The sequence below is a fragment of the Oscillibacter sp. genome (genome assembly GCF_040505565.1).
Taxonomy (GTDB): Bacteria; Bacillota; Clostridia; order Oscillospirales; family Oscillospiraceae; genus Oscillibacter.
This window is the reverse complement of the sequence record NZ_JBEUWZ010000013.1, coordinates 40692-65381: the sequence shown is the minus strand read 5'-3', so window position 1 is coordinate 65381 and position 24690 is coordinate 40692. Positions and strand designations below refer to the sequence as shown.

At 58.2% G+C, this 24690-nt stretch carries 19 protein-coding genes; 11 read left to right on the top strand and 8 right to left on the bottom strand.

The features are described from left to right. Nucleotides 1-37: 37 nt before the first annotated feature. The 3 genes from ABWQ15_RS07045 to ABWQ15_RS07035 are packed head-to-tail and all read right to left on the bottom strand — an operon-like array spanning nt 38 to nt 3514. The gene (locus ABWQ15_RS07045) at nt 38-895 is read right to left on the bottom strand and encodes a CheR family methyltransferase (RefSeq protein ID WP_353908051.1); all 858 of its coding nucleotides are present in this window, start codon (nt 893-895) and stop codon (nt 38-40) included. A gap of 2 nt (nt 896-897) precedes the next feature. Further along, entirely contained in the window at nt 898-1365 is a 468-nt protein-coding gene (locus ABWQ15_RS07040) for a chemotaxis protein CheW (RefSeq protein ID WP_353908050.1), read from the bottom strand. A gap of 34 nt (nt 1366-1399) precedes the next feature. Then, nucleotides 1400-3514, bottom strand: a complete 2115-nt coding sequence (locus tag ABWQ15_RS07035; RefSeq protein ID WP_353908049.1) for a chemotaxis protein CheA — start codon at nt 3512-3514, stop codon at nt 1400-1402. Nucleotides 3515-3779: 265 nt separating this feature from the next. Between ABWQ15_RS07035 and ABWQ15_RS07030 the strand changes: the two genes are divergently transcribed. The 7 genes from ABWQ15_RS07030 to ABWQ15_RS07000 all read left to right on the top strand — a co-directional run bounded on the left by ABWQ15_RS07030 (nt 3780) and on the right by ABWQ15_RS07000 (nt 16102). Beyond that, nucleotides 3780-5240, top strand: a complete 1461-nt coding sequence (locus ABWQ15_RS07030; RefSeq protein WP_353908048.1) for a hypothetical protein — start codon at nt 3780-3782, stop codon at nt 5238-5240. After that, the gene (locus ABWQ15_RS07025) at nt 5227-5559 is read left to right on the top strand and encodes an EscU/YscU/HrcU family type III secretion system export apparatus switch protein (RefSeq protein ID WP_353908047.1); all 333 of its coding nucleotides are present in this window, start codon (nt 5227-5229) and stop codon (nt 5557-5559) included. Before ABWQ15_RS07030 ends, ABWQ15_RS07025 begins: the two co-directional genes overlap by 14 nt. Continuing rightward, nucleotides 5559-6158, top strand: coding sequence for a PilZ domain-containing protein (locus ABWQ15_RS07020; RefSeq protein WP_353908046.1), 600 nt, complete (start codon nt 5559-5561; stop codon nt 6156-6158). The genes ABWQ15_RS07025 and ABWQ15_RS07020 overlap by 1 nt, the downstream gene beginning before the upstream one ends. Before the next feature lie 68 nt (nt 6159-6226). Beyond that, on the top strand, nt 6227-11122 hold the full coding sequence (locus ABWQ15_RS07015; protein ID WP_353908045.1) for an S-layer homology domain-containing protein: 4896 nt from the start codon (nt 6227-6229) through the stop codon (nt 11120-11122). Nucleotides 11123-11149: 27 nt separating this feature from the next. After that, on the top strand, nt 11150-14464 hold the full coding sequence (locus tag ABWQ15_RS07010; RefSeq protein ID WP_353908044.1) for an S-layer homology domain-containing protein: 3315 nt from the start codon (nt 11150-11152) through the stop codon (nt 14462-14464). Between the two features lie 17 nt (nt 14465-14481). Further along, on the top strand, nt 14482-15198 hold the full coding sequence (locus ABWQ15_RS07005) for a PilZ domain-containing protein (RefSeq protein WP_353908043.1): 717 nt from the start codon (nt 14482-14484) through the stop codon (nt 15196-15198). Between the two features lie 196 nt (nt 15199-15394). Next, nucleotides 15395-16102, top strand: a complete 708-nt coding sequence (locus ABWQ15_RS07000; RefSeq protein WP_353908042.1) for a PilZ domain-containing protein — start codon at nt 15395-15397, stop codon at nt 16100-16102. A gap of 67 nt (nt 16103-16169) precedes the next feature. Here the strand turns inward: ABWQ15_RS07000 and ABWQ15_RS06995 are convergent, their stop codons facing one another. Genes ABWQ15_RS06995 through ABWQ15_RS06985 form a run of 3 tightly spaced genes read right to left on the bottom strand, consistent with a single transcriptional unit; the run spans nt 16170 to nt 19581 of the window. Further along, nucleotides 16170-16994 (bottom strand): putative RNA methyltransferase, encoded by an 825-nt coding sequence (locus ABWQ15_RS06995; protein WP_353908041.1) that lies wholly within the window; start codon nt 16992-16994, stop codon nt 16170-16172. A 6-nt stretch (nt 16995-17000) separates the two neighbouring features. Further along, on the bottom strand, nt 17001-18389 hold the full coding sequence (locus ABWQ15_RS06990; protein ID WP_353908040.1) for an MATE family efflux transporter: 1389 nt from the start codon (nt 18387-18389) through the stop codon (nt 17001-17003). 58 nt (nt 18390-18447) lie between these two features. Next, complete coding sequence (locus ABWQ15_RS06985; protein ID WP_353908039.1) at nt 18448-19581, bottom strand: cysteine desulfurase family protein; 1134 nt, start codon at nt 19579-19581, stop codon at nt 18448-18450. A 138-nt stretch (nt 19582-19719) separates the two neighbouring features. Here ABWQ15_RS06985 and mtaB point away from each other — a divergent pair, with 138 nt between their 5' ends. Together mtaB and yfbR are read left to right on the top strand one after the other, a co-directional pair. Then, nucleotides 19720-21015 (top strand): tRNA (N(6)-L-threonylcarbamoyladenosine(37)-C(2))-methylthiotransferase MtaB, encoded by a 1296-nt coding sequence (gene mtaB, locus ABWQ15_RS06980; protein WP_353908038.1) that lies wholly within the window; start codon nt 19720-19722, stop codon nt 21013-21015. Further along, entirely contained in the window at nt 21012-21587 is a 576-nt protein-coding gene (yfbR, locus tag ABWQ15_RS06975; RefSeq protein WP_353908037.1) for a 5'-deoxynucleotidase, read from the top strand. The genes mtaB and yfbR overlap by 4 nt, the downstream gene beginning before the upstream one ends. A gap of 46 nt (nt 21588-21633) precedes the next feature. Here the strand turns inward: yfbR and ABWQ15_RS06970 are convergent, their stop codons facing one another. Continuing rightward, on the bottom strand, nt 21634-22752 hold the full coding sequence (locus ABWQ15_RS06970) for a DUF362 domain-containing protein (RefSeq protein ID WP_353908036.1): 1119 nt from the start codon (nt 22750-22752) through the stop codon (nt 21634-21636). Between the two features lie 46 nt (nt 22753-22798). Further along, a complete protein-coding gene (locus ABWQ15_RS06965) occupies nt 22799-23212 on the bottom strand; it encodes a hypothetical protein (RefSeq protein ID WP_353908035.1) in 414 nt (137 codons plus the stop codon). A gap of 209 nt (nt 23213-23421) precedes the next feature. On the opposite strand from ABWQ15_RS06965, the gene murI reads away from it, so the two are divergent. Together murI and ABWQ15_RS06955 are read left to right on the top strand one after the other, a co-directional pair. Next, nucleotides 23422-24237, top strand: coding sequence for a glutamate racemase (murI, locus tag ABWQ15_RS06960; RefSeq protein ID WP_353908034.1), 816 nt, complete (start codon nt 23422-23424; stop codon nt 24235-24237). Continuing rightward, complete coding sequence (locus ABWQ15_RS06955) at nt 24203-24667, top strand: YwiB family protein (protein WP_353908033.1); 465 nt, start codon at nt 24203-24205, stop codon at nt 24665-24667. The genes murI and ABWQ15_RS06955 overlap by 35 nt, the downstream gene beginning before the upstream one ends. The last annotated feature ends 23 nt before the right edge of the window (nt 24668-24690 follow it).

Genomic DNA, 24690 nt, shown 5'->3' with positions numbered 1-24690 from the left:
CCTCCCCTGCGTCGGGTTTTACGAGCTCGGGATATTTTTAGTTCCCTAGCGCTTTTTGAAAGGTAGCCGGCGCCAGATAACGATATCCGGGATTGCGGCCCATAGTCTCCGAATGACCGATCAAAAGGTATCCGCCGGGCTCAGTCGCTTCACAGAAACGGGCGACCAGCTCGTCCTTCGTCTGTTGATTGAAATAAATCATCACATTTCGGCAGAAGATCACATCGAACTTCAGCCGGAACCGAATGGGGTCCATCAGGTTAAACGTGCGGAAAATCACATTGTCCCGGATGACGGACGCCACCTGATACTGTCCCTCCGTACCGAAGGGAGCAAAGTACTTGGACTTCCACGTGGGTGGTATGGTATCCGGCAGATTGTACTTTCCCTGCTGCGCCTTGGCCAGTGCCTGTTGGGAAATATCGGTGGCCAGCACCCGGGTATCCCACTGCCCGGCCTCGGGCCCCAGGAAGTCCTTGATGTACATCGAAATGGTATACGGCTCCTCTCCGGAGGCACATCCCGCGCTCCAGATGGACAGAGTCCTGTTGCCCTGGCGGCGCTGGACAACATCCGGCAGGATGGTGTTGCGGAAGAAATCAAAATGCTCTTGCTCCCGCATGAAAAACGTATAGTTGGTCGTCAGCTTGTTAATTACCAGCTCTACGTCATTGGGGTCCTGCTTTTCAAGCAAGTGGTCAATAAACGGGCCGAAGCCGGTATATCCTTTTGCCTTAACTGTGTAAGAAAGCCGTCCGGAAATCAACTGCCGCTTTTTGCTCAGGTCGATCCCATAGCGTTGCTGGATAAAACTCACCAGCCGCCGAAAATCGCCGTCAGTAATCTCCAGGGGGGCAAAGGAAGATTCCGTGTTCTTCTGCTCTTTTTCCTCCATGCTCAGTGCTCCAGCAAAACGGCGCTATCCAGCTCCAGCATAGTCCCGCCGTCCGGCAGGGAGCTCATGCCGCACATCAGCTTTTGGCTGCTGGTTGCAGGCATGGGCAGGATTGAACTGCGGGGCAGCTTCACCATCTGATCCACCCGGTCCACCAAAACGCCCAGCTGTGTGCCGTTGATACTCAGCACGATGATGGCCTGCTCTTGGGCGCTGGGCTTACCCAGGCGCAGACGGATGCTGACGACGGGGACGACCTCCCCGCGCAGGTTAATAATGCCGCATACATAGTCGGGCAGCATGGGAAGAGGTGTAATAACCTGGTTGATCAGGGCCTCCACCACACAGTCCACCCGAACTCCTATCCGCAGGGCGTCGCACTGAAACACCAGGTACTGCTCCACATCCTCTTCCAGTCCGGCCCGCGCGGAGGTCCCGTCGTCTATCATATTCATCGCTTCGTTCTCCATATCTCAATGACCCTCTCTTTCTGTTTCGACGCGCTCACTGTATGGCCGAGTAAAGATTGGATACGTCCAGAATCACGCTGATATTCCCATCGCCCAAAATCGTACAGCCGGTAATGCCGTGTTGTTTAATATTAAAGGTGTTGATATAATTGGGAAGAGGCTTTACCACCACCTGCTGCTCGCCCAGCAGCTCGTCCACGAACAGGCAGTAGGTGCACTCGCCCGACTCCACCCACATCAGGATACCGTCTTCAATTTTGTCGTATCCGTTGTCCAGGCCGTAAACATCCTTTGCACGGATGACGGAATAAAAGTTATCCATGACCTTTACCATCTCGCCATGGGCGGCGTCGTGGATGATGTCGCTGTCGCTCATCTTGAAGGACTGGCGGATGTTATTGATGGGGATGGTGAAGATGGAGGAGCCCACAGAGACCTCCATCCCGTCCAAAATCGCCATGGTCAGGGGGATCTTCAGCGTGGTGGTCATACCCTTGCCGGGCTCGCTGGTCAGCACCACGGTGCCGCCCACCTCCTCCACGTTCTTCTTTACCACGTCCATGCCCACACCGCGGCCGGAGAACTCCGTCACCTCGGTATTGGTGGAAAAGCCGGGCATCAGCAGGAAGTTGATAATCTCCTTGCGGCTGTACTCGATCTCGGGGGTGGCAAGCCCGGCGTCCACGGCCTTTTTCAGCACCTTGTCATAGTCCACGCCGCGGCCGTCGTCCTTCACCTGAATGATGACCTCGCCGCCGGTATGACTGGCTGAGAGGATAATCTCACCCTCGGGGTCTTTGCCCGCGGCAATGCGGTCCGCCTCGGACTCCTCAATGCCGTGGTCCATGGAATTGCGGACGATGTGCATCAGAGGGTCGCCGATTCCGTCCACGATGGTCTTGTCCACCTCCGTGTCCTCGCCCACCAGAGTCAGTCTTGCTTTCTTGCCCAGCTTCTTGCCCATATCCCGAACGATGCGCTGCATCTTTTGGAAGGTGGCCAGCACGGGGACCATGCGCAACGACATAGATACGTCCTGCAACTCGTCGGTCAGCTTGCGCAGCTGCCTGGCGGATTTTGTGAAATTGTCCAGCTTCAAGCCCTTCAAGTCAGGAGAGGCCGTGACCATGGACTCGGTGATGACGATTTCGCCCACCACGTCCATGAGTTGATTCAGCTTGCTGAGGTTCACACTGATAAGGCTCTCTTTTGGGTGGGAGCCCAACCCCTGCACAGCGGTGGGAGCAGCCGGAGCGCTTTTGCCGACTGGCTTCTCCTGCGCCGGCTTCAATGTGGCGGTGCGGCTCTCCTGCGCCGCGGGCGGCGCAGTTTTAGCAGTGGGAGCCGCGGCCTTTGGTGCCTCCTGCAGAGCGGCAGCACCAGCCGGATTGTCGAACGCCTGATAGCCCCGGACAGAGCCGGAGCTGGACACCACCTGGATGGCGCCGGCGCGGTCCATCTCCTTGCGGAAGGACAGCACAAAGCCCTGGGACACGATGGTCTCGATCGTAGCGGCGTTGGTCTCCACATCTTCGGGGGAAAACGTAAAGTTTTCCTCGCCACAGATGCCGCGGAACTCCGTCACCAGCATAAACGCCCGCAGATTCTCCATTCCCACGCCCTCGTCAAAGAAAACGCGCAGGCCATAGGGGAACCCCGCTTCCGCTGTCTCCGAAACGGCGGATACGGCAGAAGCCGCGGGTGCGGCGGGTGCATTCCCAGCAACATCCGCATCACCTTGAATTTTAGCGATCAGACTATTAATTTTTTCTAACAGTTTGTCGATGTCATTTGATAGAGGTTGACCGTTCTGCACTTTTTCCACTTGGCTGCGGAAAAAGTCAATAGCCAGAAACATCATGTCGAACAGCAGCGCCCGATCCGGGTCCGGCACCGACTCCATGGTCTTTTCGCGGATGATGAAGAACATGTCCTCGATCCGGTGGGCCACTGTGGTGAGGGATTCATATTCCATCATGGCGGAAGCGCCCTTTATGGTGTGCATGATGCGGAAGATCTCATTCACATCGTTCTGCGTAAAGGTGTCCGCCTGTTCCGCTGCGAGGACAATGCTGTCCAACTGCTCCAGCAGGGTATTTGTCTCATACAGATATGTATCCAGGATACTCTCGTTTCCGCCATTGTCCATAAAATGCCGCCTCTCTCTCTTTTTCAGGGACGGGAATCAGAGTTCCCTCCCAAAAGTTTAATAATTTACTTTGTATATCGTCCGTTTTTGTAAAAAGTTAACGCTCTCCTGTAATATTTTCAAAAGCCTCATTCCCTGCATGCGGAAGAGCGCCAGCCTACCTGTGTTTTTCATTATAATGTTTTCTGTCCCGCGCGTCAACGAATTGATTTTAATTTGTTCCAAGTTTATGAAATTATTGAAGTAATGAAACGGAGCTGAACCTATGCCGGATATTATGAACGTCACCAATCCCGTTCCCGGATACGACACTGCCGCCAGCAGCCGCGCCATCCCCAACTCGGCCAACGACCCCAACATCCAAAACGTCCCCAATCCGAGCCGGGTCAACCGTCCGGACTCCAACAGCGGCCAGCAGCACAGCGCCGGCGAGGAGGCCAGCTCCTTCCCTTTGCGGTACGACTCGAACTTTCAGGCCTTCCTCCAGCGGATCACAGACAGCGGCGGCAGCGTCTCCGCCGACCTGCTCCGTTCGCTGATGAGCGGGTCTCAATCGGTAGTCTCCTCCGGACTTCGGGCCGGGACCGCAAGCGATCTCTCCCAGATTCTGAATATGCTCCAAATGAGCGAGGGGGAGTTTCTGCGGTTTCTCCAAAATCAGGTCGCCTCCGGCAGCCGATTCGGCGGGTCGCTTTTCAACACCCTTCGCAGCGCGTATCACGCCAGTGACTCCCAGAGCCTCAGGAGCGATATTCTGCAATTTCTCAAGCAGTACAGCGACTATTCTTCCACCGACCACATTGAGGACAATCTTCTTCGCAGCCTGAACCGGATTACCGCCTCTCTTCCCCGGAGTTGGGGCGCCCAGGTAGCTAATTTCATCGCTCAGCTGCAAAACAGCATGCAATCTGGTGATCGGGCGGGAGCGCTGAAGCTTCTTCAGGGACAGATCCTCCCCTATCTTTCCGACTATGTCTCCCGCTCCCACGATATGGGACGGGTCCGGTCCTCTCTGTCCATGCTGACGCTGGATATGGCCCGGTACGAAAACGGCTCTCAGGAAGGCGTTCTGCAGGCACTGCGCCAGCTTTTTAACTATTCTTCCCTGCGGGACGCTCTGGGCGGAGACCCGCGGGGCGCGGGAGACGCGGTCCTGCTTCAGATGTTGAAAAACACGCCTTTTGAGCGCATGGGAAGGAACAACGCCTTTGCCGACCAGTTGGCCTCTGCAGCCGACCTGGCTCTCCGCGGTGCCGCCGGGCCGGAGGCTCAGGAGCAATTCCGGGCCGTGGTTTCATCTATGCTGGTGAATGAAAGCGTATATATGACGGTTAATCATTATATTCTTCCGCTTGTATGGAACGACAGAATGATGTATTCTGAGATGTGGGTAGATCCGGACGCGGACCGGGACGCCGACCAGCCCTTCGGGCAGCGGGGCGGAGCACGTACACTGCGCTTCCTCCTGAAGGCGGATATCCAATCTCTGGGCCTTTTTGATATCGTAGTCACCAGCCGGGAGAACTCCGTGGACCTGGCCGTGCGGTGTCCCGATTCCGTGGCCCCGTTTTCCGAGGTCATCCGGGGGACCTTGACCGGCATTCTATCGGACAACGGGCTGAACGTGGGGTCCGTGGATGTTGGAAAAATGGTTAGGCCCTTGACGGTCTCGGAAATTTTCCCCAAAATCTTTGATGGAAAGGACAGTATCAATGTCAGAGCCTGAAAACAAAAAAGCTCCCGCCAGCCGGGCAGTCGCCCTGCAATACGGAAGCAGCGCCGCGCCGGTTGTAGTGGCCTCCGGCATGGGCTATCTGGCGGAAAAAATCGTGGAGGTGGCTGCGGACAGCGGCATTCCCGTCTACGAGGACAATTCGCTGGCCACCATGCTGTCCCAACTGGAGCTGGGGCAGGAAATCCCCCCTTCCCTCTATCAGGCCATCGTGGACATCTACGTGTACTTTCTGGAATTTGACCCCGTGCACCCCGATAAGCCCAGACGGCGGCATGTGCCGTCTCCCGCCCTGCGGAAGGAGGATGAATGATGCCCGAATATTCCGATCGCTATATGATTTACGACAGCCAAAACGTGCTGCTGGCCTGCGCCGTTTTGAAAACGCCGCCGGACAGCGTGGTCTGGCGGTTTCAGGTGCTGGGCAGCGATTTGAACAACGTGCTGGAGCACGAGATCGTCAATCTGATTGCCACGGACTCGGATGGCCCCGACATGACCGGGCGGATTCTCTCCAGTGACCATGTCAGTTCCGTTGAGGTAGAGCCGGTGGACCTGCTGGGAGAATCCCTGCGGCAGAACCTGCGCGTCCCCGTCCGGTTCGACAGCTTCATCTATCCCGTCTCCGGTTCCTGGACCGGACGCGTTCCTATCATCTGCCATGACCTGAGCTGCGGCGGCATGGCCTTTTTCTGCAATTTCCAGCTCCGGATCGCGGAGATCGTGGAGGCGGTGGTTCCCATCACCTCTCAACCGGTGATTCTTCGGGCGATGATTCTGCGCATGCGCCCCTCCAACTCCAATATTCCGCTTTACTCCACCAAATTCGTGGACATGCTTCACGACGAGGAGGTCATTGTGCGGGAAGCCGTCTTTTCCCAGCAGCTCACAAATCACGGCCGACAGAGATAACGCCGCGCCACATGCCGTATAAAGACAGGACGCATAAACGCATATCAGTTCAGAAAGGAATCCTCGCTATGAAAATGAACGGAACCCACGCGGGCCGCGTCGGAACGCGGCTTCTGTCCGCCATGCTCGCTTTCGTCATGGCGCTGTCCCTGCTGCCCGCAGCGATCGTCCCCGCCTCCGCCGCGAGCTGGATGGAGCCCTATCTTGAAAAGCTGGTAAGCTGGGGCGTGATGCGGGGCGACTCCACCGGTGACCTCCACCCCGACCGGACGCTGACCCGCGGGGAATTCGTGGTGCTGGTGAACCGAGCCTTCGGCTACGATGATACCAGCGCCTCCGTCCCGTTCCGAGACGTAAAGGCCGCCGACTGGTATTACGACGATATCAACATCGGCTACACCACCGGATATTTCAACGGCACCAGCAAGAATACCGCCTCTCCCAAAAACCACGTCACCCGGGAGCAGGCGGCGGTGCTGCTGGGCCGCAATCTGGTGCTGGACGATGACCCCGGCGCAAGCCTTGATTTCACCGACAGCAACTCCCTGTCCAACTACAGCCGGGGCCTCATCCGCAGTTCTGTGGTCGAGGGGATCCTCAGCGGCTACGGCGACGGGTCCTTCCGACCCAAGCAGAGCATCACCCGCGGCCAGATGGCCGTTCTGCTGGTAAACGCCATCGGAACCCCCGTCAACAAGTCCGGTACGCAGACCTTGGGCGGCGTATACGGGAACGTCACCATCTCCACCTCCGGCGTGACCCTGAAAGACACCACCATTGCCGGAAACCTGTATATCACGGGCGGCCTGGGGCTTGGCGATGTGACGCTGGAAAACGTCAATGTGCTGGGCAAGATTGTGGTGTGCGGCGCGGGTGAAAGCGAAAAGGGCAAGAACAGTGTGATTCTCCGCGGCGTCACCGCTCCCACCCTTATTTTGGACAATCTGGCCAACAACATCGTCTCCGTCCGGGCGGAGGGCAGCACCAAAATCGACAACACCTCCATCCGCACGCCCTCCTATGTGGAAGACTCTACCGACGACAATTATGGTTTCACCTCCATCCGGGTGGAGGGTGAGGATGGAACCACCCTCTCCGCCGCCGGCAACCTGAAGGAAATCGTCACAGTCTCTCCCAAGTCCACCGTTACCATGGCAAAGGGCTCCGTCCGATCTCTGACCGTGGACGAGGCGGCGGCGGGATCCACCGTATCCGTCCTGGGCGGCGCGGCTGTTAAAACTCTGAATCTGGATACCGGTACCACCGTCACTGGCAAGGGCGATGTGGACCAGATGAACGTGAACACCTCCGGTACCAAAACGGAGATGCTGCCCGACACCATCGTGGTCCGTCCCGGCATCAACGCCAACATTAACGGTCAGGTCATGGACACCACTTTGGCGGCGGAATCCTCCGCCGACCCCCGGCTTCTTGCCGGCTATCCGAAGATCACCGATCTGGCTCCCACCTCCGCCAAGGGCCTGATACGCACCAATAAGTCCGGGACGCTTTACTGGGCCCTTACCTCCGTGACCGACGGGTCTGTGGGGGAAGCGGATCTGCTGAAGCCTACCAACAACGCCAACATTGTAAAAAGCGGAAACATGAAAGCCGCCGCATCCAACACGGATTACAGCGCTGCCGTCTCCGGACTCACCTCCGATGGGTCCTACTATTTCTCCGCCATGCTGGTGGACGCCCGGGACCAGCGCAGCCCGGTCAAGGCCGTTTCCTTCAGCACCCCGGACAACACCACGCCGGGCTTTGCCGCCGGCTATCCCTACATGTCCAAGATCACCAGCAATTCCGGCGACGTCACCGTGATGCCCACTAAGACCTGCCGGCTTTACTATGCGCTGCTTCCCAAGAACGCCACTGCCCCTACCGCCAAGGACTTTAAGGCCAACGCCGTATCCGGCAATCTGGGCTTTGGCTCCCGGGACGTGACGAAGAACGTGTCCGACACCTTCCGCGTCAACAAGAATGCGCTGGATGAGCTGGGCAGCTATGATCTGTACCTCTGGCTCACCGATTCGGACGGGGCGCACAGCTCCGCCGTAAGTAAGGTCTCCTTTACCACCATCGACGGTACGCCTCCCAAATTCGTCTCCGGTCCCACCGTCAACTCCATCAAGGAGACCTCCGTGGGGATGGCGGCCACGCTGGATGAGGTTGGCACCATCTATTGGGTGGCTGTAAAAGAGGGCGAGGAATATCCCAAGCCCATGAACGGCCAGACCACCAAGCCCGATCTGACCAGTGACGCCGCCAAGCTTCAGGTGGCCAACGGCATGAACGCTCCGAAATCCGGCAAGGTGAGCGCCACTGCCAATAAGGACACCGCCATCAGCATCACCGGACTCACCTCTGAGACGTCCTACGACGTATACTACGTGGCTCAGGACAAGGCTGGAAACTACTCAGCCACGGTGGGCAAGATGACCATCCACACGCTGGATACGAACCCGCCCACCATTACCCAGGAGTTCACCCGCACCAACGACGCGGCGGGGACCTCTCCTCTGGCGGACACCGATGTCCGCATTGTGTTCAGCGAGAGCGTGCAGGATTCCGGCACCAACCAGAAGCTGCTGGCCCTCTATCAGAAGTCCCAGGATACCACGCTCACCAAAGCGGAACAGGACGATGCCGCCGGTGTCCTGACCGGACTTCTGCGGGACGATATCATGCTCTACTCCGCCGATGTGACCCCCGCCGCACGGGTGGTAGACCGCACCAGTGACAGCATCACCAACTGGGTCATCGACTATCGCCGCGCCACCGTCACCGCCGAGGAAGGCAAAATCGTTGTCACCTTTAAGGCGGGCATGGCGCTGAACCTGAAAAGCGGAGCAAAATACTACTTTAAAATTCAAGACATTGCAGACACCTCCACCAATAAGAATATTATTAAGCCCAACCCCACTACGCTGAGTACATTCACCACCGTATTTGCCCAGATTCAGCTTTCCAGCACGGATACCTCCGCCACGATCAGCAACGTCACCGGTACTCCAACGGTAGACTTCGACATGTCTTTCCGGGCCGTCCCTGTCTCCACCGGCAACGCCGGCGAGGGCGTATACTGGGATCTGCTGTTCCGCATGAACATCCCCGCCAAATTCCAGCTCTATGAAAAGATAGGTGACAGCGGCGCGTGGAAGCTGCATAAGACGGCTGAAGATTCGGACGCCCCAATTATTGCCGAGATCAACTCCACCGACGGAACGCAGTACGGCGCCAGCTACACCCGGAACTTCCGCACCGGCAACACCAGTTCCTCCACCAATGCGGAGCTTCTCAAGGATGTGAACGCCACCCGATACTACGGCATCCGCTTCACCTCCATCAGTAACGTGGCCGCCCGGGAAACCTGGAGCGGAAAGGTAGAAATGCAGGTGCAGGCCATTGCAGGGTCCAGCCTGAGCGCCCTGCACAACCTAGCTGTCAGCTCCATGCAGGACAGCGATCTGACTGAGGCCGTGCGCGACGGTCTGGTCCAGGTGGGCAGCCCCACCGGCTATACCATGAAGCACACCTTCAGCGACACGATGATCCCGAAATTTGTCACCGGATACCCCAGCATCGTCCCCAGTGACCTCAGCGGCACCATCAATGTCCAGCTCACCCGCACCACCGGCAAGATCTACTATGTAATCGCCCCCGTGGGAACCATTACCACCACGTTAACTGCGGAGCTGAACGGCACTACATCCCTCACCGCCGCCAACTGGGAGTCTCTCCCCGCCTCCACCAGTTCCCAGGACCCGGTATTGTCCTCCGTCCCCAGCAGCGGAAGTATCATGACGCCGCCCTATACCAGCTCTGCAATCATTAAGGGCAGCACTTCCTATTACGGCAGCAATGCGGCCATTTCCCTGAAGGGGCTGAACCCGAAAACGCAGTATGTGGCGTATTTTGTCCTACAGGGCAGTTCCTCCACCGTTTATTCTGCAAATCCCTATATCTTTAAATTTCAGACCAGTGAAATTTCCAGGCCTATCATTGAATTGACAATCAGCAATCCCAATGTTTCCATCAAGGTGGACACCACCTCCGATGTGGACTATCTGCTGGCGGTCAACGGCAGTGAACCGGGTAACCTGCGCCAGCCCATGGCCAATTACACCGACTCCAGCAACAAATCTCTCTTCCAGTCCGGCGGAACCTATGGGTCCGGCACCGGCGCCACCGGTGTCTATACAGTGCTGGACGCGATGAGCAACAGCTATTTTAAGGACGGCAAGCTGGCCGGCTCCGTGTTTGATCAGTTCGCAACCCAGTCGGCCAAGGACGACTTTGCCGAATTTATCCGCTCACAGACCACCTCCAGCGGCGACGTGAAAATGAGCGGAACCGCCAAAGGAATCCCTGCCAACAGCTCAAAAATCATCAACTGCTCCTCCGCCATGGTCAGTACCACCTGGTATACGTTCCTGACCGTGGGCAAAAGTACCTCTGATTCCGGCGACGCGTTCCGGGCTATCCGTCCCGTGTTTAACACGGACGCTGCCGCGCCGCAGATCACCGCCTGCAACTTTGTGTCAACCACCCCTATTGCAACAGTTGACGGCGTGTGCAACGGCAGCTTGACGCTGGTCTTCAATGAAGACCTGTATTGGGTGGACAAGAGTGGCGTCAATCAGGATATTATTCCCCTCAGCACGGCAGCGACAGCGGCGCCTTCCGGTTATTATGCCGCCGGGCTTGCATTTACTCCGGGATTAGGTTCCGGCATCACCTATCAAAGCGGCAACCAGACCGGCGTAATTTCCACGGTCGGCTTTAGTTTCAGCAATGCAAGACCCGGTTCTACGATCACCGCATTGAAAAACATCGGCGACCAGAGCGGCAATGTTCATTCCGCATCGCTGAGCGTCACACTGTCCAAATACGTTTTAAATGAAAACGGAACCTACGACCCCGTCTTTACCATTTCCCCCAGCGACTGGGACGCCCGCTGATGCAACACCTGCAAAGGAGTCACGCATATGAACAACACATTTTTTCGCAAGGTGGCATCGCTGCTGCTGGCGGCGCTGCTGTCCGTTTCCCTCGTCCTCCCCGCTGCGGCAGATGATCCTCCCGATCTCTCCGGAATTACCGTCAGCCTTGGCGGCAGCGCAGAGATGATTTTGAGCGAGGCCAGCCTCACCATGACCGCCACGGTATCTGGCGCGCCCGAAAATGCGGACCTCACCTATTCCTATGCGTGGTCCAGCAGCAACACTTCCGTCGCCACGGTGAGCGGCACCGGTAACGCTGTGTCCATTGTCCGCGGCAGTACCCCCGGTCGGGCTAAAATCTCCGTGACTGTGACCGCCACGTCGGCATCGGACCCCACCGTTACCCGCAGTGACATCACCGCAACCCCCCGTGGTGTCCTCCTTCCGGGCGTGACGCTGAGCAGCTCCTCGTTTTCCCTGAAAACAAGGGAGACCAAGCAGCTCACCGCCACCCTCTATGTCCCTACCGGCAGCGATGAAACCGTCAAATGGAGCAGCGGCAATGAATATGTTGCCGAAGTATCCTCCAGCGGCCTGGTGACCGCCCGCAGCGCCGGCACCACCTCCATCACCGCTACGGCGGGCGCCTATTCCGCGGACTGCGCTGTGACCGTCAACGAGGTTTTGGCAAGTACGATCACCGGCTCCGCCAGCTGCGACGACCCGCTGCCTTTTTCCTCCATAGCCGGCAACATCGCCACGCAGTGCAGCCTGGTTTTGAACACCTCCCTCTCCTATGTCACCAGCCTCAGCGTCCCCACCTCCGCCGGGACGTTGTACTACGGCTACATCTCCGAGGGCGAGCCGGGCGCGGGCGTGGGCGTAAACGAAAATTATTACTATTACAGCAATAACGGAAACCGATTGCTCACCGACGTGACCTTTGTGCCCAAGCCCGACTTTTCCGGCACCGCCAACATCAGCTATACCGCCTATGGCAGTTCCGGTCAATCCTTTCAAGGGACCATAGCGGTCAGCGTATCCGCCACCACCGGTATCACCTATTCCACCGTGGGCCGCAACCGGGTGGACTTCAACGAGAGCGATTTCAGCGACGTCTGCCAGTCAAGAACCGGTCATACGCTGCAATACGTCTCCTTCTCTCTGCCCTCGTCCTCCAAGGGAACGCTGTTCTATAAATACACCGGCAGCGACCTGGACAACAAAGTCAACTCCGGCACGGCATACTACCTCAGCAAAATTCCCCTGCTCTCCGACGTGACCTTTGTAGCCGCGGACGGGTACTCCGGCACTGTCACCATCTCCTACACCGGCCGGGACACCAACGGAAACTCCTTCAGCGGCTCGGTTTCCATTGTAGTATCCAGCAACGTCGGCGGCAAAGGGAACATCAACTACTCCACCACGAAAAACCGGGAGGCGGAGTTTGATGTAGATAATTTTGATAACCTATGTGAAAATGTGCTGGGCGTTCACCTGCAGTATGTCCGCTTTACGCTCCCCTCGTCCTCCATTGGAACGCTGTATTACAGTTACACGTCCTCCAGCAGCTACGGCAGCAAGGTATCAGCATCTTCCAACTATTACCGCTCCTCCTCGCCCTATTTGGACAATGTGTCCTTTGTCCCCGCCTCCGGCTGGACCGGCACGGCGGACATCGCTTTCACCGGATACGGCACCAACAGCCAGCGTTTTACCGGAACCGTCACCATTGAGGTGACCTCCTCTTCCTCCTCCGGCACTCTGACCTATTCCACGAAGAAGATCACCGCGGTGCGGTTCGACGTGGACGATTTCAACGACTACTGCGACGACCAGACCGGCGGTCCGCTGAACTATGTCCGCTTTACGCTGCCCTCATCCTCTTATGGAACGCTGCGTTACAACTACTACTCCTCCGGCAGCACCGGAAGCGTAGTTTCCTCCTCCACCAGCTACTACCGTTCTTCTTCACCCTATCTGGACGATGTGTCGTTTGTCCCCGCCTCTGGCTGGACCGGCACGGTAGACATCGCCTTTACCGGGTACAGCAACAGCGGGCAGCGCTTCACCGGCACAGTCCGGGTCACCGTCCGGGACTCCGGCTCCGGCGATATCGCCTATTCCACGAAACAGGACACTCCGGTAAACTTCGCCGCAGATAACTTCGACGATCTGTGTGAGAATGAGACGAACCGGCACCTGAACTACGTGCGCTTCACTCTGCCCTCGTCCTCCTATGGAACGCTGCGCTACAATTACAGTTCCTCCAGCAGCACCGGCAGTGAGGCTTCCTCTTCCACCAGCTATTACCGCTCCTCTTCACCTTACCTGAGCAACATCACCTTTGTGCCCGCCTCGGGTTATACCGGTACGGTGAATATCAGCTTCACAGGCTACGACACCAGCGGTGAGCGGTTTACCGGCACCGCCAGCGTCACAGTGAAGGCCGCAGCCTCCGCCGGCATCATCTACTACACCGTTGCCGTGGGGAAGGCCCTGCCCTTTGACCTCAGCGTGTTCCAGAACGCGTGCAGCGCCCGGGGCGCCGGAGCTTTTGCCAGCGCATCCTTCTCCCTGCCGTCTTCCGCCACCGGTCAGCTGCGGTATCAGTATACTTCCGCCAGTGAACCGGGCACAGCCGTCGTGGCCGGAGTCTCTTATTCCGCCTCCGCCTCTCCGCTGGTATCCGGCATCTCCTTCGTCCCCGCGGCGGGATATACAGGCACAACCACGCTCTCCTACACTGGACGGGACAACGGTGGCTCCACCTATCCGGGCACCGTCGTCATCACCGTTACAGCCAACACCAAATCCAGCTCCTTCACCGACATGGGCAATTACAGCTGGGCTAACTCTGCAGTGGAATACCTGTATGCAAACGGTGTGGTAAATGGCACTGGGAACGGCGGATTCTCCCCGGGCGCGTCCATTACCAGAGGCAGCTTCATGCTGATGTTGAACCGCGCGTTCAAGTTCACCGCCTCCGGCGGCAATGGCTTTTCCGACGTGCCCAGCAGCAGCGTGTACGCTGACGCCGTAAAAATTACCCAGGCGCTGGGCATCGCTCAGGGCAGCGGCTCCAACTTCTATCCCACCCGGCCTCTCTCCCGCCAGCAGGCCGCTGTGTTTCTGGCCCGCGCCATGCGGGCCGACGGTTGGTCTCTTACGGCGGGAACTCGGTCCGATATTTCCGCCTTCTCCGACAGCTACGCCGTCTCCGGCTACGCGGTGAGTGACCTGGCCGCCATGGTGCGTCTGGGCGTCTTTCAGGGCGGCAGCGACGGGAAGCTGAACCCTCAGTCTCCTCTCACCCGCGCACAGATGGCCGTGATACTCTGCCGCGCAATCACTATTTAAAAAAGGAGCTACTGCCCATGGCATTCAAAACGACCGACTCGCAAAAGAAACCCGAGGCATCTCAGCAAGCCTCCTCGGCGGAGCTGCGTGAAGCGGTTGGCCACCTGTGCGAGGTACGCAAACCCAACAACACGCTGGTCTTTTTGGGCCGTGTGCAGGGTTTGGACGGCAAAGCGCTGAGCGTCTGGCCCGCCGGAGGGCGGGAAGCTCCTCCCGTGATCTATAATGACGAATTTAAGCTGATCCTGCACGTTCCCCAGAAGCCCGCGCTGGTGTGGACGGGAAACGTCTGTGGGAGTTCCCGTTCTTTCTGGAAGCTGGACAATCTTGTCAAATGCCACCGGAATGAGCAGCGGGTCAATTTTCGCCAGCCGGTTTCTCTGCGGGCCAACGCACTGTGTATCAACGCGATATACCCCGACAGTCCCCGGGGTGAGAACCTGTATTACTCCCGGCTGTGCAAGGTGGTGGATGTAAGTTTGGGGGGTGTCCAGCTTCGGGGGCAGGATCACTATCGGCCGGGCGATCACCTGCTTTTGACGAACCTCTGGCTGGATCAGTCTCAGCCTCAGCCCTTTGTGTTCACCGTGCAGGTCTGCTGGGCCGAACAGATCAGCTCCGTAGAATCACGGTTCGGCTGTTTCTTTGAGCTCATGAGCATCCGGGATGAAGACCGGCTGTGCGCCGCTATTCTGGAGCTGCAGCGAATAGATATTGCCAGCCACAGTAGCTGACTGGGCATAAAGCACCGCGGCAGGGAATTGAATCCCCTGCCGCGGTGCTTTATGGATGTTGAAATTCTAAAAAGTTTGCCTTTTGCATATTTTAATCCGTAATATATCCGTGTTTGCCATTGAATCCCGGGAAAATACATGATAAAATTAATAAACTGAAAGTATTATGTGTGAATTACAGGAGAGGAGCGCCGTCATGTTCCATTTTTTCAAAAAAAGCGTTCCCCAGCCTGAGGAAGAGCAGGAGCCACTCAGTGAGTTTGAACAAGCCGCGCAGTACCACTGCGAGGTACGCGGAATAGACGACCGACCGGTTTTTCTGGCGGATGTGAAGGATTTTGACGGGGACTCATTCCGCCTGTTCCCCACACTGGATGCCGACGCGCCCTCCGTGATCTATAATAGCCACTACAAGCTGGTGTTCCGCACACCCCACCAGCCCATTCCCGTCTGGACGGGGCGGGTCCGGGGCAGCACCTATAAATTCTGGAAAATGGATGAGCTGACCCGTCTAAAGGACGAGCAGCGTGCCAGCTTCCGGCAGAGGGTTTCCCTGTCTGCCGTGGTGCGGAACCTGCTGGGTCTTCCGGAAAACGGTGAAACACTGACCGCGGCCTATTATTCCAGGGACTATGACCAGTGCGAGATTCTGGACGTGGGCATGGGCGGTTTGCAGCTTCGGTCCAGCCATTCCTTTCGCATGAACGATCTTCTGGCGGTAACGGGTCTGCGGCTGTACCACGATCCCCAGCCCTTCTCCCTGCCGCTCCAGGTCCGGTGGGTATCCGCAGGAGACGGGGCTTATCGCTGCGGCTGCGCGTTCCACTCCGTTCCGGAGCAGGAGGAGCGGCGGCTCTGCGCCGCCATGTTCAGTCTTCAGCGGGCCAGTATGGGCCGGGTATAAAATTACAGACTGGAACCAGTAAAAAATTGCTGCCTTTCGGCAGCAATTTTTTTTCATGTTCGGCGCCCTATTCCGCCCGAAACACGTGAATGCGAAAGCCGGTGCGGACACTGAGTCGGTCCATTGCCGCCAGGCGCTCCGTGCCCACTCTGGGCGTCTTCCAGTAGTAGGGAGTCATTTGAAACAGGGCGTGGATCTCCTCCTGGGAATTCAGCTCCACACGGCCCTCCACCGGAATGATGCACTCATAGGAAAACCCCTCGTAGGGCGTCTGCCTTTCCTCATTGGGATAGGGTGTGTCGTAGAGGGCCTCCTTCAGCTCCCACAGGTGCATTGCCGACGGCACCACATAGAAAAAGCTCCCGCCGGGGCGCAGTACCCGCCGAAATTCCTCAATGGCTAGCGGAGAAAAGCAGTCCAGCAGCAGATCAACGGTTCCGTCCGCCAGCGGCAGATGGTAGGAGGACGCCACTGCGAACTCCACGTCCCTCTCCCGCTTTGCCGCCAGACGCAGAATGGATTTGGAAATATCCGTCCCCGCCATGCGGGGGCGCTTGTCTGCGGCGCGGAGCGCCTGATACATGCCGGCGGTATAATATCCCTCTCCGCAGCCCACATCCAAAATGTCCGGCTTCGACTCCGTATGAGAAATTGCCAGCGCGCACAGGGTGTCCAACAAAGGACGATAGTAGCCCTTTGAGAGGAAATCCCGCCGGGCTGCGGCCATGCCGGGGTCGTCCCCCGGGGCGGCGGAGTGTTTCTGATTCACCGGCAGCAAATAGGTGTAGCCCTCTTTCGCAAGATCAAAGCTGTGCCGCGCAGGGCAGACATACGTTCGTTCAGTCCGCTCCAGCGCCGCGCCGCACAAGGGGCAGCAAAACAAACTGTCCACGTTCTCTCAGCTCCTCCCGCAGATGGTTACGTCGTTGATCCACTTCCGGCTACGGAGCCGGACGATGCCCACCGGCATTTTACAGAAATTCTCCGAATAAATGGCACAGCACACCAATGGAATCGGCGCGTTCAGCACCAGCCCTGTCAACGCCGTCAGCGGCACCGCCACCAGCCACAGCGGGCATAGGTCCAAAATCGCCGCTACCCGCGCGTCGCCGCCCGCGCGCAGGATGCCGGTAACATTGGTGACATCGAAGGCTTTGAGCGGCATCGTCACGATGTAGACCACGCACATGGTTACCGCCACGTCCGTAGCCGTCTCCGTCAGGCTGAACAGCGGATAGAGAATCGGGATGAACACCGTGGGCAATACGATCGCAAGCGCCAAGGCAATCCCCGTCCCCAGCAAAAAGGAAACCAGCAGCAGGCAGCAGCTCAGGCTGTATATCTCCTCCTTATCCGCCTGTTCCCCGATGCGTTTGCCCACCATGACGGCAGAGGCTCCCGCCACGCCAAAGCAGGCCACCGTGGAAAATTTGTCAATATTACCCATAATCGCATAAGCCGCCAGCATATCCGCGCTGATGTCCATATGCCCCATAATGACGGTCATCATGGTGGTTCCGAGCCCCCACAGCGTCTCGTTCAGGATCACCGGCCCGGCGTAGACCACCGCGCTTTTCAGCATGGCTTTGCCTGGGTGAAACAGAACCTTTGGAACCAGCGGAATCCGTGTGTTGGTAAGCGCATAGCCCAGAACAATGGCAAACTCCACCACCCGTGAGGCCAGTGTCGCAGCCGCCGCGCCGGTGATGCCAAGCCGGGGCGCGCCAAGGTTTCCAAAAATCAGGCAGTAATTCAAGAACGTATTTAAAAACATGGAGACCGCAAACACTCTCATGCCGAAGCCGGGATTCTCCGTGCTCCGCTGCATTCCCACATATACGGAGCTGACGGCGTTGAACACATAGGAGATGCCCACGATCCGGACGTATGGCGCGCCCAGCTCAATCAGTTTTGCATTGTTGGTGACAAGGGCCATCACTCCCTCCGGAAAGGAAAACAGGAGCAGCGCCGTAATCCCGGAAACAATGATCCCCGCATAGGCGGCAATGCCCATCACCCGATTGATGGAAACCGTGTCCTCTTTGCCCCAGTACTGACATACCAGCACAGTGAGGCCACTCATAATGCCAAAAATGATGACTTGCACCAGGAAAATAGGCGTGTTGGCAGCTGTGACTGCGGACAGCTCGTCGTTGCCCAGAAGTCCTACCATAAACGTATCCACAAAGCCCAGGGATGTGGTGATGAGATTTTGCAGGATCATAGGAAGCGCCAGCTTCCACAGCCGACCGTAAAAGCCGGGTTTTTGGCGAAGGACGGAAAACATAGTTACCTCATTTTTTGTTTTATTTTAAATACTTCCCCTCCCTCGCCTCGTTTCCTCGTCAGAGCATGGGAAAGCGCGTATCGTGGTGCTTTTTCAGAGCGGCGGCGGCCGCATTGATCTCTTCTCTCGTGGTCTCCGGGCCAAAGCTCAGCCGCACCACTCCGGCGGCCACCTTTTTTTCAAGGCCAAGCGCGGCGGTCACCTGACTGGGTTTTCCCTGGTGGCAGGCGGACCCCGCAGAGATGCAGATGCCCGCGTCGGACAGATCGTTCACCACGTTCTGGCTGGGATAGCCGGGCATGGAGACAGACAGCACGTGGGGCGCAGTCCCCTTTGCGATCAGCCGCAGATCCGGTATCTCCGCAAGACGCTCCATGGTGTAAGCTTTGATTTCCGCCATGTGCCGCAGTTTTTCCGAAAGTCCATCCATCCGCAGCTCCGTTGCCTTTGCAAAGCCGGCAATCTGAGCGGTGGCCTCCGTTCCGGCGCGGAAGCCGGACTCCTGTCCGCCGCCGGGCAGCAGAGGGCGGGGACTGCGTACCCGTTCGCCGATGTACAGTGCGCCGATGCCCTTGGGCCCGCCGATCTTGTGGGCGGAGAGGGAGATAAAATCCGCACCCAGCGACCGCGCGGAGAAAGGGACCTTCAAAAAGCCCTGCACCGCGTCGGTGTGCAACAGCGTTTTCTCGTTTTTGGCTCTCAGCCCGGCGGCAATTTCCGTCACGGGATAGACGTTCCCCGTCTCGTTGTTCACCAGCATGACGCTCACCAGCGCCGTGTCGGGCCGGACGGCTTCCAGCACTTCTCTCGCCGGAATGTTTCCGTCCCGGTCCGGAGTCAGGAAGGTGACCTCGTACCCGTCCTGTTCCAGCCATCTGCACCGCTCCAGAATCGCGCTGTGCTCCACGGCAGTGGTGACAATGTGCTTCCCCACCCGCCGGTTTTGCCACAGAGCTGCGGTAAACGCCCAGTTGTCGGACTCCGTGCCGCAGGCGGTGAAAAACAGCCGCCCCGGCTCACAGCCAAGAGCGTCCGCGATTTTCCCTCGGCAGTCGTCCACCAGCCGCCGGGCCTCCCGGCCATAGGCATACTGGGAGCTGGGATTTCCGTACTCCTCCGTCAGCACACGGTACATCTCGTCCGCCACCGCTTTGGGCACCGGCGTGGTAGCGGCGTGATCGAGGTAGATCATTGGAAACACTCCTTTGATTGGGGCTTGCCCCAGAGATAAATTGCAAGTATAATGGAGCTGTGCCGCTCACGGCACAGCTTTGTATTGCACAGTCTTAATTATTATAATGAAAATTGTCTGAAATAGCAAGGAGAATCCATGAAAGTCGCCATTTACACCTTGGGCTGCAAGGTGAATCAGTATGAGACGCAGGCCATGGAGCAGGAGCTTCGCCGGCGGGGCCATGAAATCGTGTCCTTTGCCGACGGCGCGGACGCGTATGTAGTCAACACCTGCTCCGTCACCGCCGTCAGCGACCAGAAATCCCGCCAGATGCTCTCCCGCGCCCGGCGGGAGCATCCGGGCGCGGTGGTGGCCGTCTGCGGGTGCTATGCCCAGACCCACCCGGAGGATGTGCGGAAGCTGGATGTGGACCTGATCTCCGGCACAGGGGACCGGATGGGCTTTGTGGACCTTCTGGAGCAGGAGCTGGAGGACCGCAGGCCTATGGAGTCCATGGACCGGGCCTTTGACCGCCGCGCGTTTGAGGTTCTCCCCGCCGGAGGGCTGGAGGGCCGTACCCGCGCCATGCTGAAGGTGGAGGACGGATGCGTCAACTTCTGTTCCTACTGCATCATCCCCTTTGCCCGCGGGCCGATCCGGTCCCTGCCGCTGGAAACAGCGGTGGAGCGGACGCAGGAGCTGGAAAGGGCAGGCTATCGGGAAATCGTCCTGACCGGCATTGAAATCTCATCCTGGGGTGCGGAACTGAAAACCGGGCAGAGCCTCATTGACCTGATGGAGGCCCTCAGCGCCGCCGCACCGGGTCTTCGGCTGCGGCTGGGCAGTTTGGAGCCCCGGACAATCACGGAGGATTTTTGCCTGCGGGCGGCAAAGCTTCCCAATCTCTGCCCCCAATTCCACCTGTCCATGCAGTCCGGCTGCGACGAAACCCTCAGGCGCATGAACCGGAAATACAACACCGAGCGGTATTTCCAATCCGTGGAGCTGCTGAACGCCCATTTTGACCGTCCGGCGGTCACCACCGACATGATCGTGGGCTTTCCCGGCGAAACGGAGGAGGAGTTTGCCCAGTCTCTGGAGTTCATCCGCCGGTGCGGGTTTGCCCGGATACACATTTTCCCCTATTCCATCCGCCCCGGTACCCCAGCGGCGGAGATGGAGCAGGTGCCGTCCTCTGTGAAGGAGGACCGGGCCAGACGGGCCGCCGCCGCTGCGGACGAGCTCCACCGCGCGTATCTCTCCGGCTGCGTGGGGCAGGTCTATCCCGTGCTGTACGAGCAGCCCCGAAGCGGCAGATTTTTCGGCCATGCACCCAACTATATGGAGGTTCTAATAAACGGGAACGAGGCTCTCCACAACCGGGTAGTAAGAACCCGCATCACCGGCGTGGAGGGCTCCGCCCTGCTGGGAAAATTGGAGGAGACGCCATGAAAAGCCACTTTTTCGCCTATCTGTCCCGCCTGCGGTTTATCTCTCGCTGGGCGCTGATGCGCAACACCGCCACGGAAAACGTACAGGAGCACAGCCATCAGGCGGCAGTGCTGGCCCATGCGCTGGCGGTCATCCGCAACCAGCGCTTCGGCGGCCGTGTGGACGCCGGGGCGGTGGCCGTGGCGGCGCTGTATCACGATGCGTCGGAGATCCTCACCGGCGACATGCCCACACCCATCAAATACTTTAACCCCTCCATCCGCTCCGCCTATAAGGAGGTGGAGGCGGTGGCCAACCGAAAGCTGCTGGAAATGCTGCCGCCGGAGCTGCAGGGGACCTATGAGCCGATTCTGGAGATCCCGGACCCGGAGATCCGCATCCTTGTCAAGGCGGCGGACAAGCTGTCCGCCTACATCAAGTGCGTGGAGGAGGTCAAGGCCGGAAACGGCGAATTCCGGGATGCGGCCCGGCAGACCCGCGCCGCACTGGAGAACTTCGACCTTCCGGAGGTAACCTATTTTTTGGAAACGTTCATGGACAGCTTCTCTCTGACGCTGGACAAACTGAAATAAGCGCAAATAAATGGGGGCTTCAGAAAATTTCCGAAGCCCCCGTCTCTCAGATTTTGATCAATTCGTATTCTCGGGTGCCGATCCCCAGCTTCTCGCCGTGTTCCAGACATACGCGCCAGTCGGTGGCGGCGTGGGCGGCGGTGAGGTTATCTCCGCAGGTGCAGTCTTGTCCCTCGTCGAAGAGCACGGAGCCGGGCATGGCGGGCTGCGCGTTCACTGCGTCGGCACAGGCCTGGTCCAGCGCCACCGGATCAAAGGAAGCGAACATGCCCACATCCGGGGTGATGGGCGCGTCGTTCTCCCCGTGGCAGTCGCAGTTGGGAGAGATATCCCGCACCAGCGACACGTGGAAGCAGGGCCGCCCATCCACCACTGCCTTGGTGTACTCCGCGATCTTTTTATTCAGAATCCCGGGAGCCTCGTCGTTGGCGGCGCAGATGGCATCCTTCGGACACACGCCCAGACACCGTCCACAGCCCACGCACTTGTCCTGATCAATGGACGCCTTGCGGTCTACAACCTGAGGCGCATCGTGGGCACAAATTTTCACGCAGGCGCCGCAGCCGATGCACCGCTTCTGCTTCACAAAGGGCTTTCCCGAGCTGTGCATCTCCATCTTGCCCGCCCGGGAGCCGCAGCCCATGCCGATGTTTTTCAGCGTTCCGCCCATACCGGTCTGCTCATGGCCCTTGAAGTGGGTCAGGGAGACGAACACGTCCGCGTCCATCACAGCCCGGCCAATCTTTGCCTCTTTCACATATTCGCCGCCCTCTACCGGCACCAGCACCTCGTCCGTGCCCTTAAGGCCGTCGCCGATCAGGATGTGGCAGCCGGTGGAAAAGGGAGAGAATCCGTTGACATAGGCGGATTCAATATGGTCCAGCGCATTTTTTCGCCCACCCACGTACAGCGTGTTGCAGTCCGTCAGATAGGGCTTTCCCCCTTGGGATTTGACGAGGTCCGCCACGACCTTGGCCCAATTTGGCCGCAGGTACGCAAGATTTCCCGGCTCGCCGAAGTGCATTTTGATCGCCACGTATTTCCCGTCCATGTCGATGTCGCCGAAACCGGCGGTCATCATCAGCCGCGCCAGCTTCTGCGGCAGATTCTCTCGCCAGCTTGGGGCGCGGAAATCCGCAAAATAAACCTTTGCCTTTTCTGCCATGATGGCGTTCCTCCTCGTTTTCTCTCTGCCTCAAAAGCGCATCCCTTTACTCGTCCAAATCCACGCAGACGTGATCCGTCCCATTTTCTTCAAATTCGTCCATATAGGTGTCGATGCGCTCCATCAGTTCGTTGTAGTTCTCCCGGGTCATGGGCTCTCCGTCCATATCCCGCAGTGCCAGCTCTTCCGCCAGAATCTCATAGAACACCACGTCCTCGTAGTCCGCGATGGCCTCGTGGATCCCGCCGTCGGCAAACGCGCGGGAGGGGATGATCTCCCCGTCCAGCCGCTCTGCCAGCTTCCGCATTCCGTGGGCGGGACAGTGGGAGAAGATCAGACTCTCCACAGCGTCATACTCCTTGATGCGGTCATCCTCACGGGCGGAGTTCATCACCCAATTTCCTATGTATACCAGGTCCAGCAGATAGCGATACTGCTGTTCCGTCAGCTCGATCTTCACGGCAAACACCTCCCAGCTCCGGTTCCCCCAACCGTGCCGCTGATTTCTCCCAGCATTATATCAAATCCAATTCTGAAATTCCACCTAAAAAACCGGGAAAAAAGCCTAAAATCTGACTTGCCGGGGACAAATATACATAGTATAATGGTCAAGTTGAGGCTATATGATAAGATATAGTCTTTCCAGCGACAGATTTGGAGGCACTTTTCATGGATAAACGACCCATCGGCGTATTTGACTCCGGCCTCGGCGGGCTCACCGCTGTCCGCTCTCTGAAAAAGATTTTGCCGGAAGAGGATCTCATTTATTTTGGAGATACCTCCCGCGTCCCTTACGGGGGGCGTTCCCGGGAGACAATTTTAAAATATGCCCGGCAGGACGTGCGGTTCCTGCGCTCCTTTGATCTCAAGGCGATTTTGATTGCCTGCGGCACCGTGTCCACCACCTCTTTGGAAACGCTCAAGGCGGAAAATGATCTGCCCATGGTGGGCGTGGTGGAGCCCACCTGCGCCCGGGCCGCCGCCGTGACAAAAAACAAACGGGTGGGCATGATTGCCACGCAGGCCAGCGTGCGGACAGGTACTTATAAGAAAACGTTGGCGGAGCTGGACCCCGACATTCAGGTGTTTTCGAAAGCCTGCCCCCTGTTCGTCCCCTTGGTCGAAAATGGACGGTTTCACAGGGGCGATGTAGTCATTGAGACCATAGCGCGGGAATATCTGGACCCCATGCGGGAAACGGGCATCGACACGTTGATCCTGGGCTGCACCCACTATCCTCTGCTGACGGAGATCATCGCCGGGGTCATGGGACCGGGAGTGGAGCTGGTGTCCGCCGGAGAGGAATCCGCCTTTGAGCTGAAGCGGATGCTGAAGGCCCAGAGGCTTCGGAACGATGAGGCCCGTCAGGGAGACGCTACTTATTATGTCAGCGACCGGGTGGAGAGTTTCGAGGAGACCGCCTCCTGGTTTTTGCAGGAGGATTTACATCATGGAGCCAATCAAATTGACATCGACCGATACTGAGTCCGTGCCTTTCCCTGTCATCCTCTCCGTCCGGGGAGAGCAGTATTTCGATGACTGCGACCCGGACAACACGGAGCTGACCACCGAGGGAACGCTGACCATGCTCCCGGGCGGGATGCGGCTGCGTTATGAGGAGAGCGCCCTCACCGGTATGGAGGGCACCACCACCACGTTTGAGTTGCGGGGTCCCCGCGTTCTGCTGACCCGGTCCGGTAAGGTAAACTCCCAGATGGTCTTTGAGGAGGGTCGGCAGCATACTTCGCTATATGAAACCCCGATGGGTGAACTGAGCGTGGACATTCAGACCAGCCTGCTGCGCCACAATCTGACAGAGCGGGGCGGTCTTTTGGAGATCAAATACTCGATAGCGGTTGAACACACCGCCACAGGGAAGAACGCGTTTAAGATTCGCGTGCGGCCCAGAAGCTGACGCAAAGGTTATCCACACCAAAG

Excerpts from the sequence above, each read along its gene's own strand:
- ABWQ15_RS07045 (WP_353908051.1), bottom strand. The coding sequence starts at position 895 with ATGGAGGAAAAAGAGCAGAAGAACACGGAATCTTCCTTTGCCCCCCTG.
- ABWQ15_RS07040 (WP_353908050.1), bottom strand. The coding sequence starts at position 1,365 with ATGGAGAACGAAGCGATGAATATGATAGACGACGGGACCTCCGCGCGG.
- ABWQ15_RS07035 (WP_353908049.1), bottom strand. The coding sequence starts at position 3,514 with ATGGACAATGGCGGAAACGAGAGTATCCTGGATACATATCTGTATGAG.
- ABWQ15_RS07030 (WP_353908048.1), top strand. The coding sequence starts at position 3,780 with ATGCCGGATATTATGAACGTCACCAATCCCGTTCCCGGATACGACACT.
- ABWQ15_RS07025 (WP_353908047.1), top strand. The coding sequence starts at position 5,227 with ATGTCAGAGCCTGAAAACAAAAAAGCTCCCGCCAGCCGGGCAGTCGCC.
- ABWQ15_RS07020 (WP_353908046.1), top strand. The coding sequence starts at position 5,559 with ATGCCCGAATATTCCGATCGCTATATGATTTACGACAGCCAAAACGTG.
- ABWQ15_RS07015 (WP_353908045.1), top strand. The coding sequence starts at position 6,227 with ATGAAAATGAACGGAACCCACGCGGGCCGCGTCGGAACGCGGCTTCTG.
- ABWQ15_RS07010 (WP_353908044.1), top strand. The coding sequence starts at position 11,150 with ATGAACAACACATTTTTTCGCAAGGTGGCATCGCTGCTGCTGGCGGCG.
- ABWQ15_RS07005 (WP_353908043.1), top strand. The coding sequence starts at position 14,482 with ATGGCATTCAAAACGACCGACTCGCAAAAGAAACCCGAGGCATCTCAG.
- ABWQ15_RS07000 (WP_353908042.1), top strand. The coding sequence starts at position 15,395 with ATGTTCCATTTTTTCAAAAAAAGCGTTCCCCAGCCTGAGGAAGAGCAG.
- ABWQ15_RS06990 (WP_353908040.1), bottom strand. The coding sequence starts at position 18,389 with ATGTTTTCCGTCCTTCGCCAAAAACCCGGCTTTTACGGTCGGCTGTGG.
- ABWQ15_RS06985 (WP_353908039.1), bottom strand. The coding sequence starts at position 19,581 with ATGATCTACCTCGATCACGCCGCTACCACGCCGGTGCCCAAAGCGGTG.
- mtaB (WP_353908038.1), top strand. The coding sequence starts at position 19,720 with ATGAAAGTCGCCATTTACACCTTGGGCTGCAAGGTGAATCAGTATGAG.
- yfbR (WP_353908037.1), top strand. The coding sequence starts at position 21,012 with ATGAAAAGCCACTTTTTCGCCTATCTGTCCCGCCTGCGGTTTATCTCT.
- ABWQ15_RS06970 (WP_353908036.1), bottom strand. The coding sequence starts at position 22,752 with ATGGCAGAAAAGGCAAAGGTTTATTTTGCGGATTTCCGCGCCCCAAGC.
- murI (WP_353908034.1), top strand. The coding sequence starts at position 23,422 with ATGGATAAACGACCCATCGGCGTATTTGACTCCGGCCTCGGCGGGCTC.
- ABWQ15_RS06955 (WP_353908033.1), top strand. The coding sequence starts at position 24,203 with ATGGAGCCAATCAAATTGACATCGACCGATACTGAGTCCGTGCCTTTC.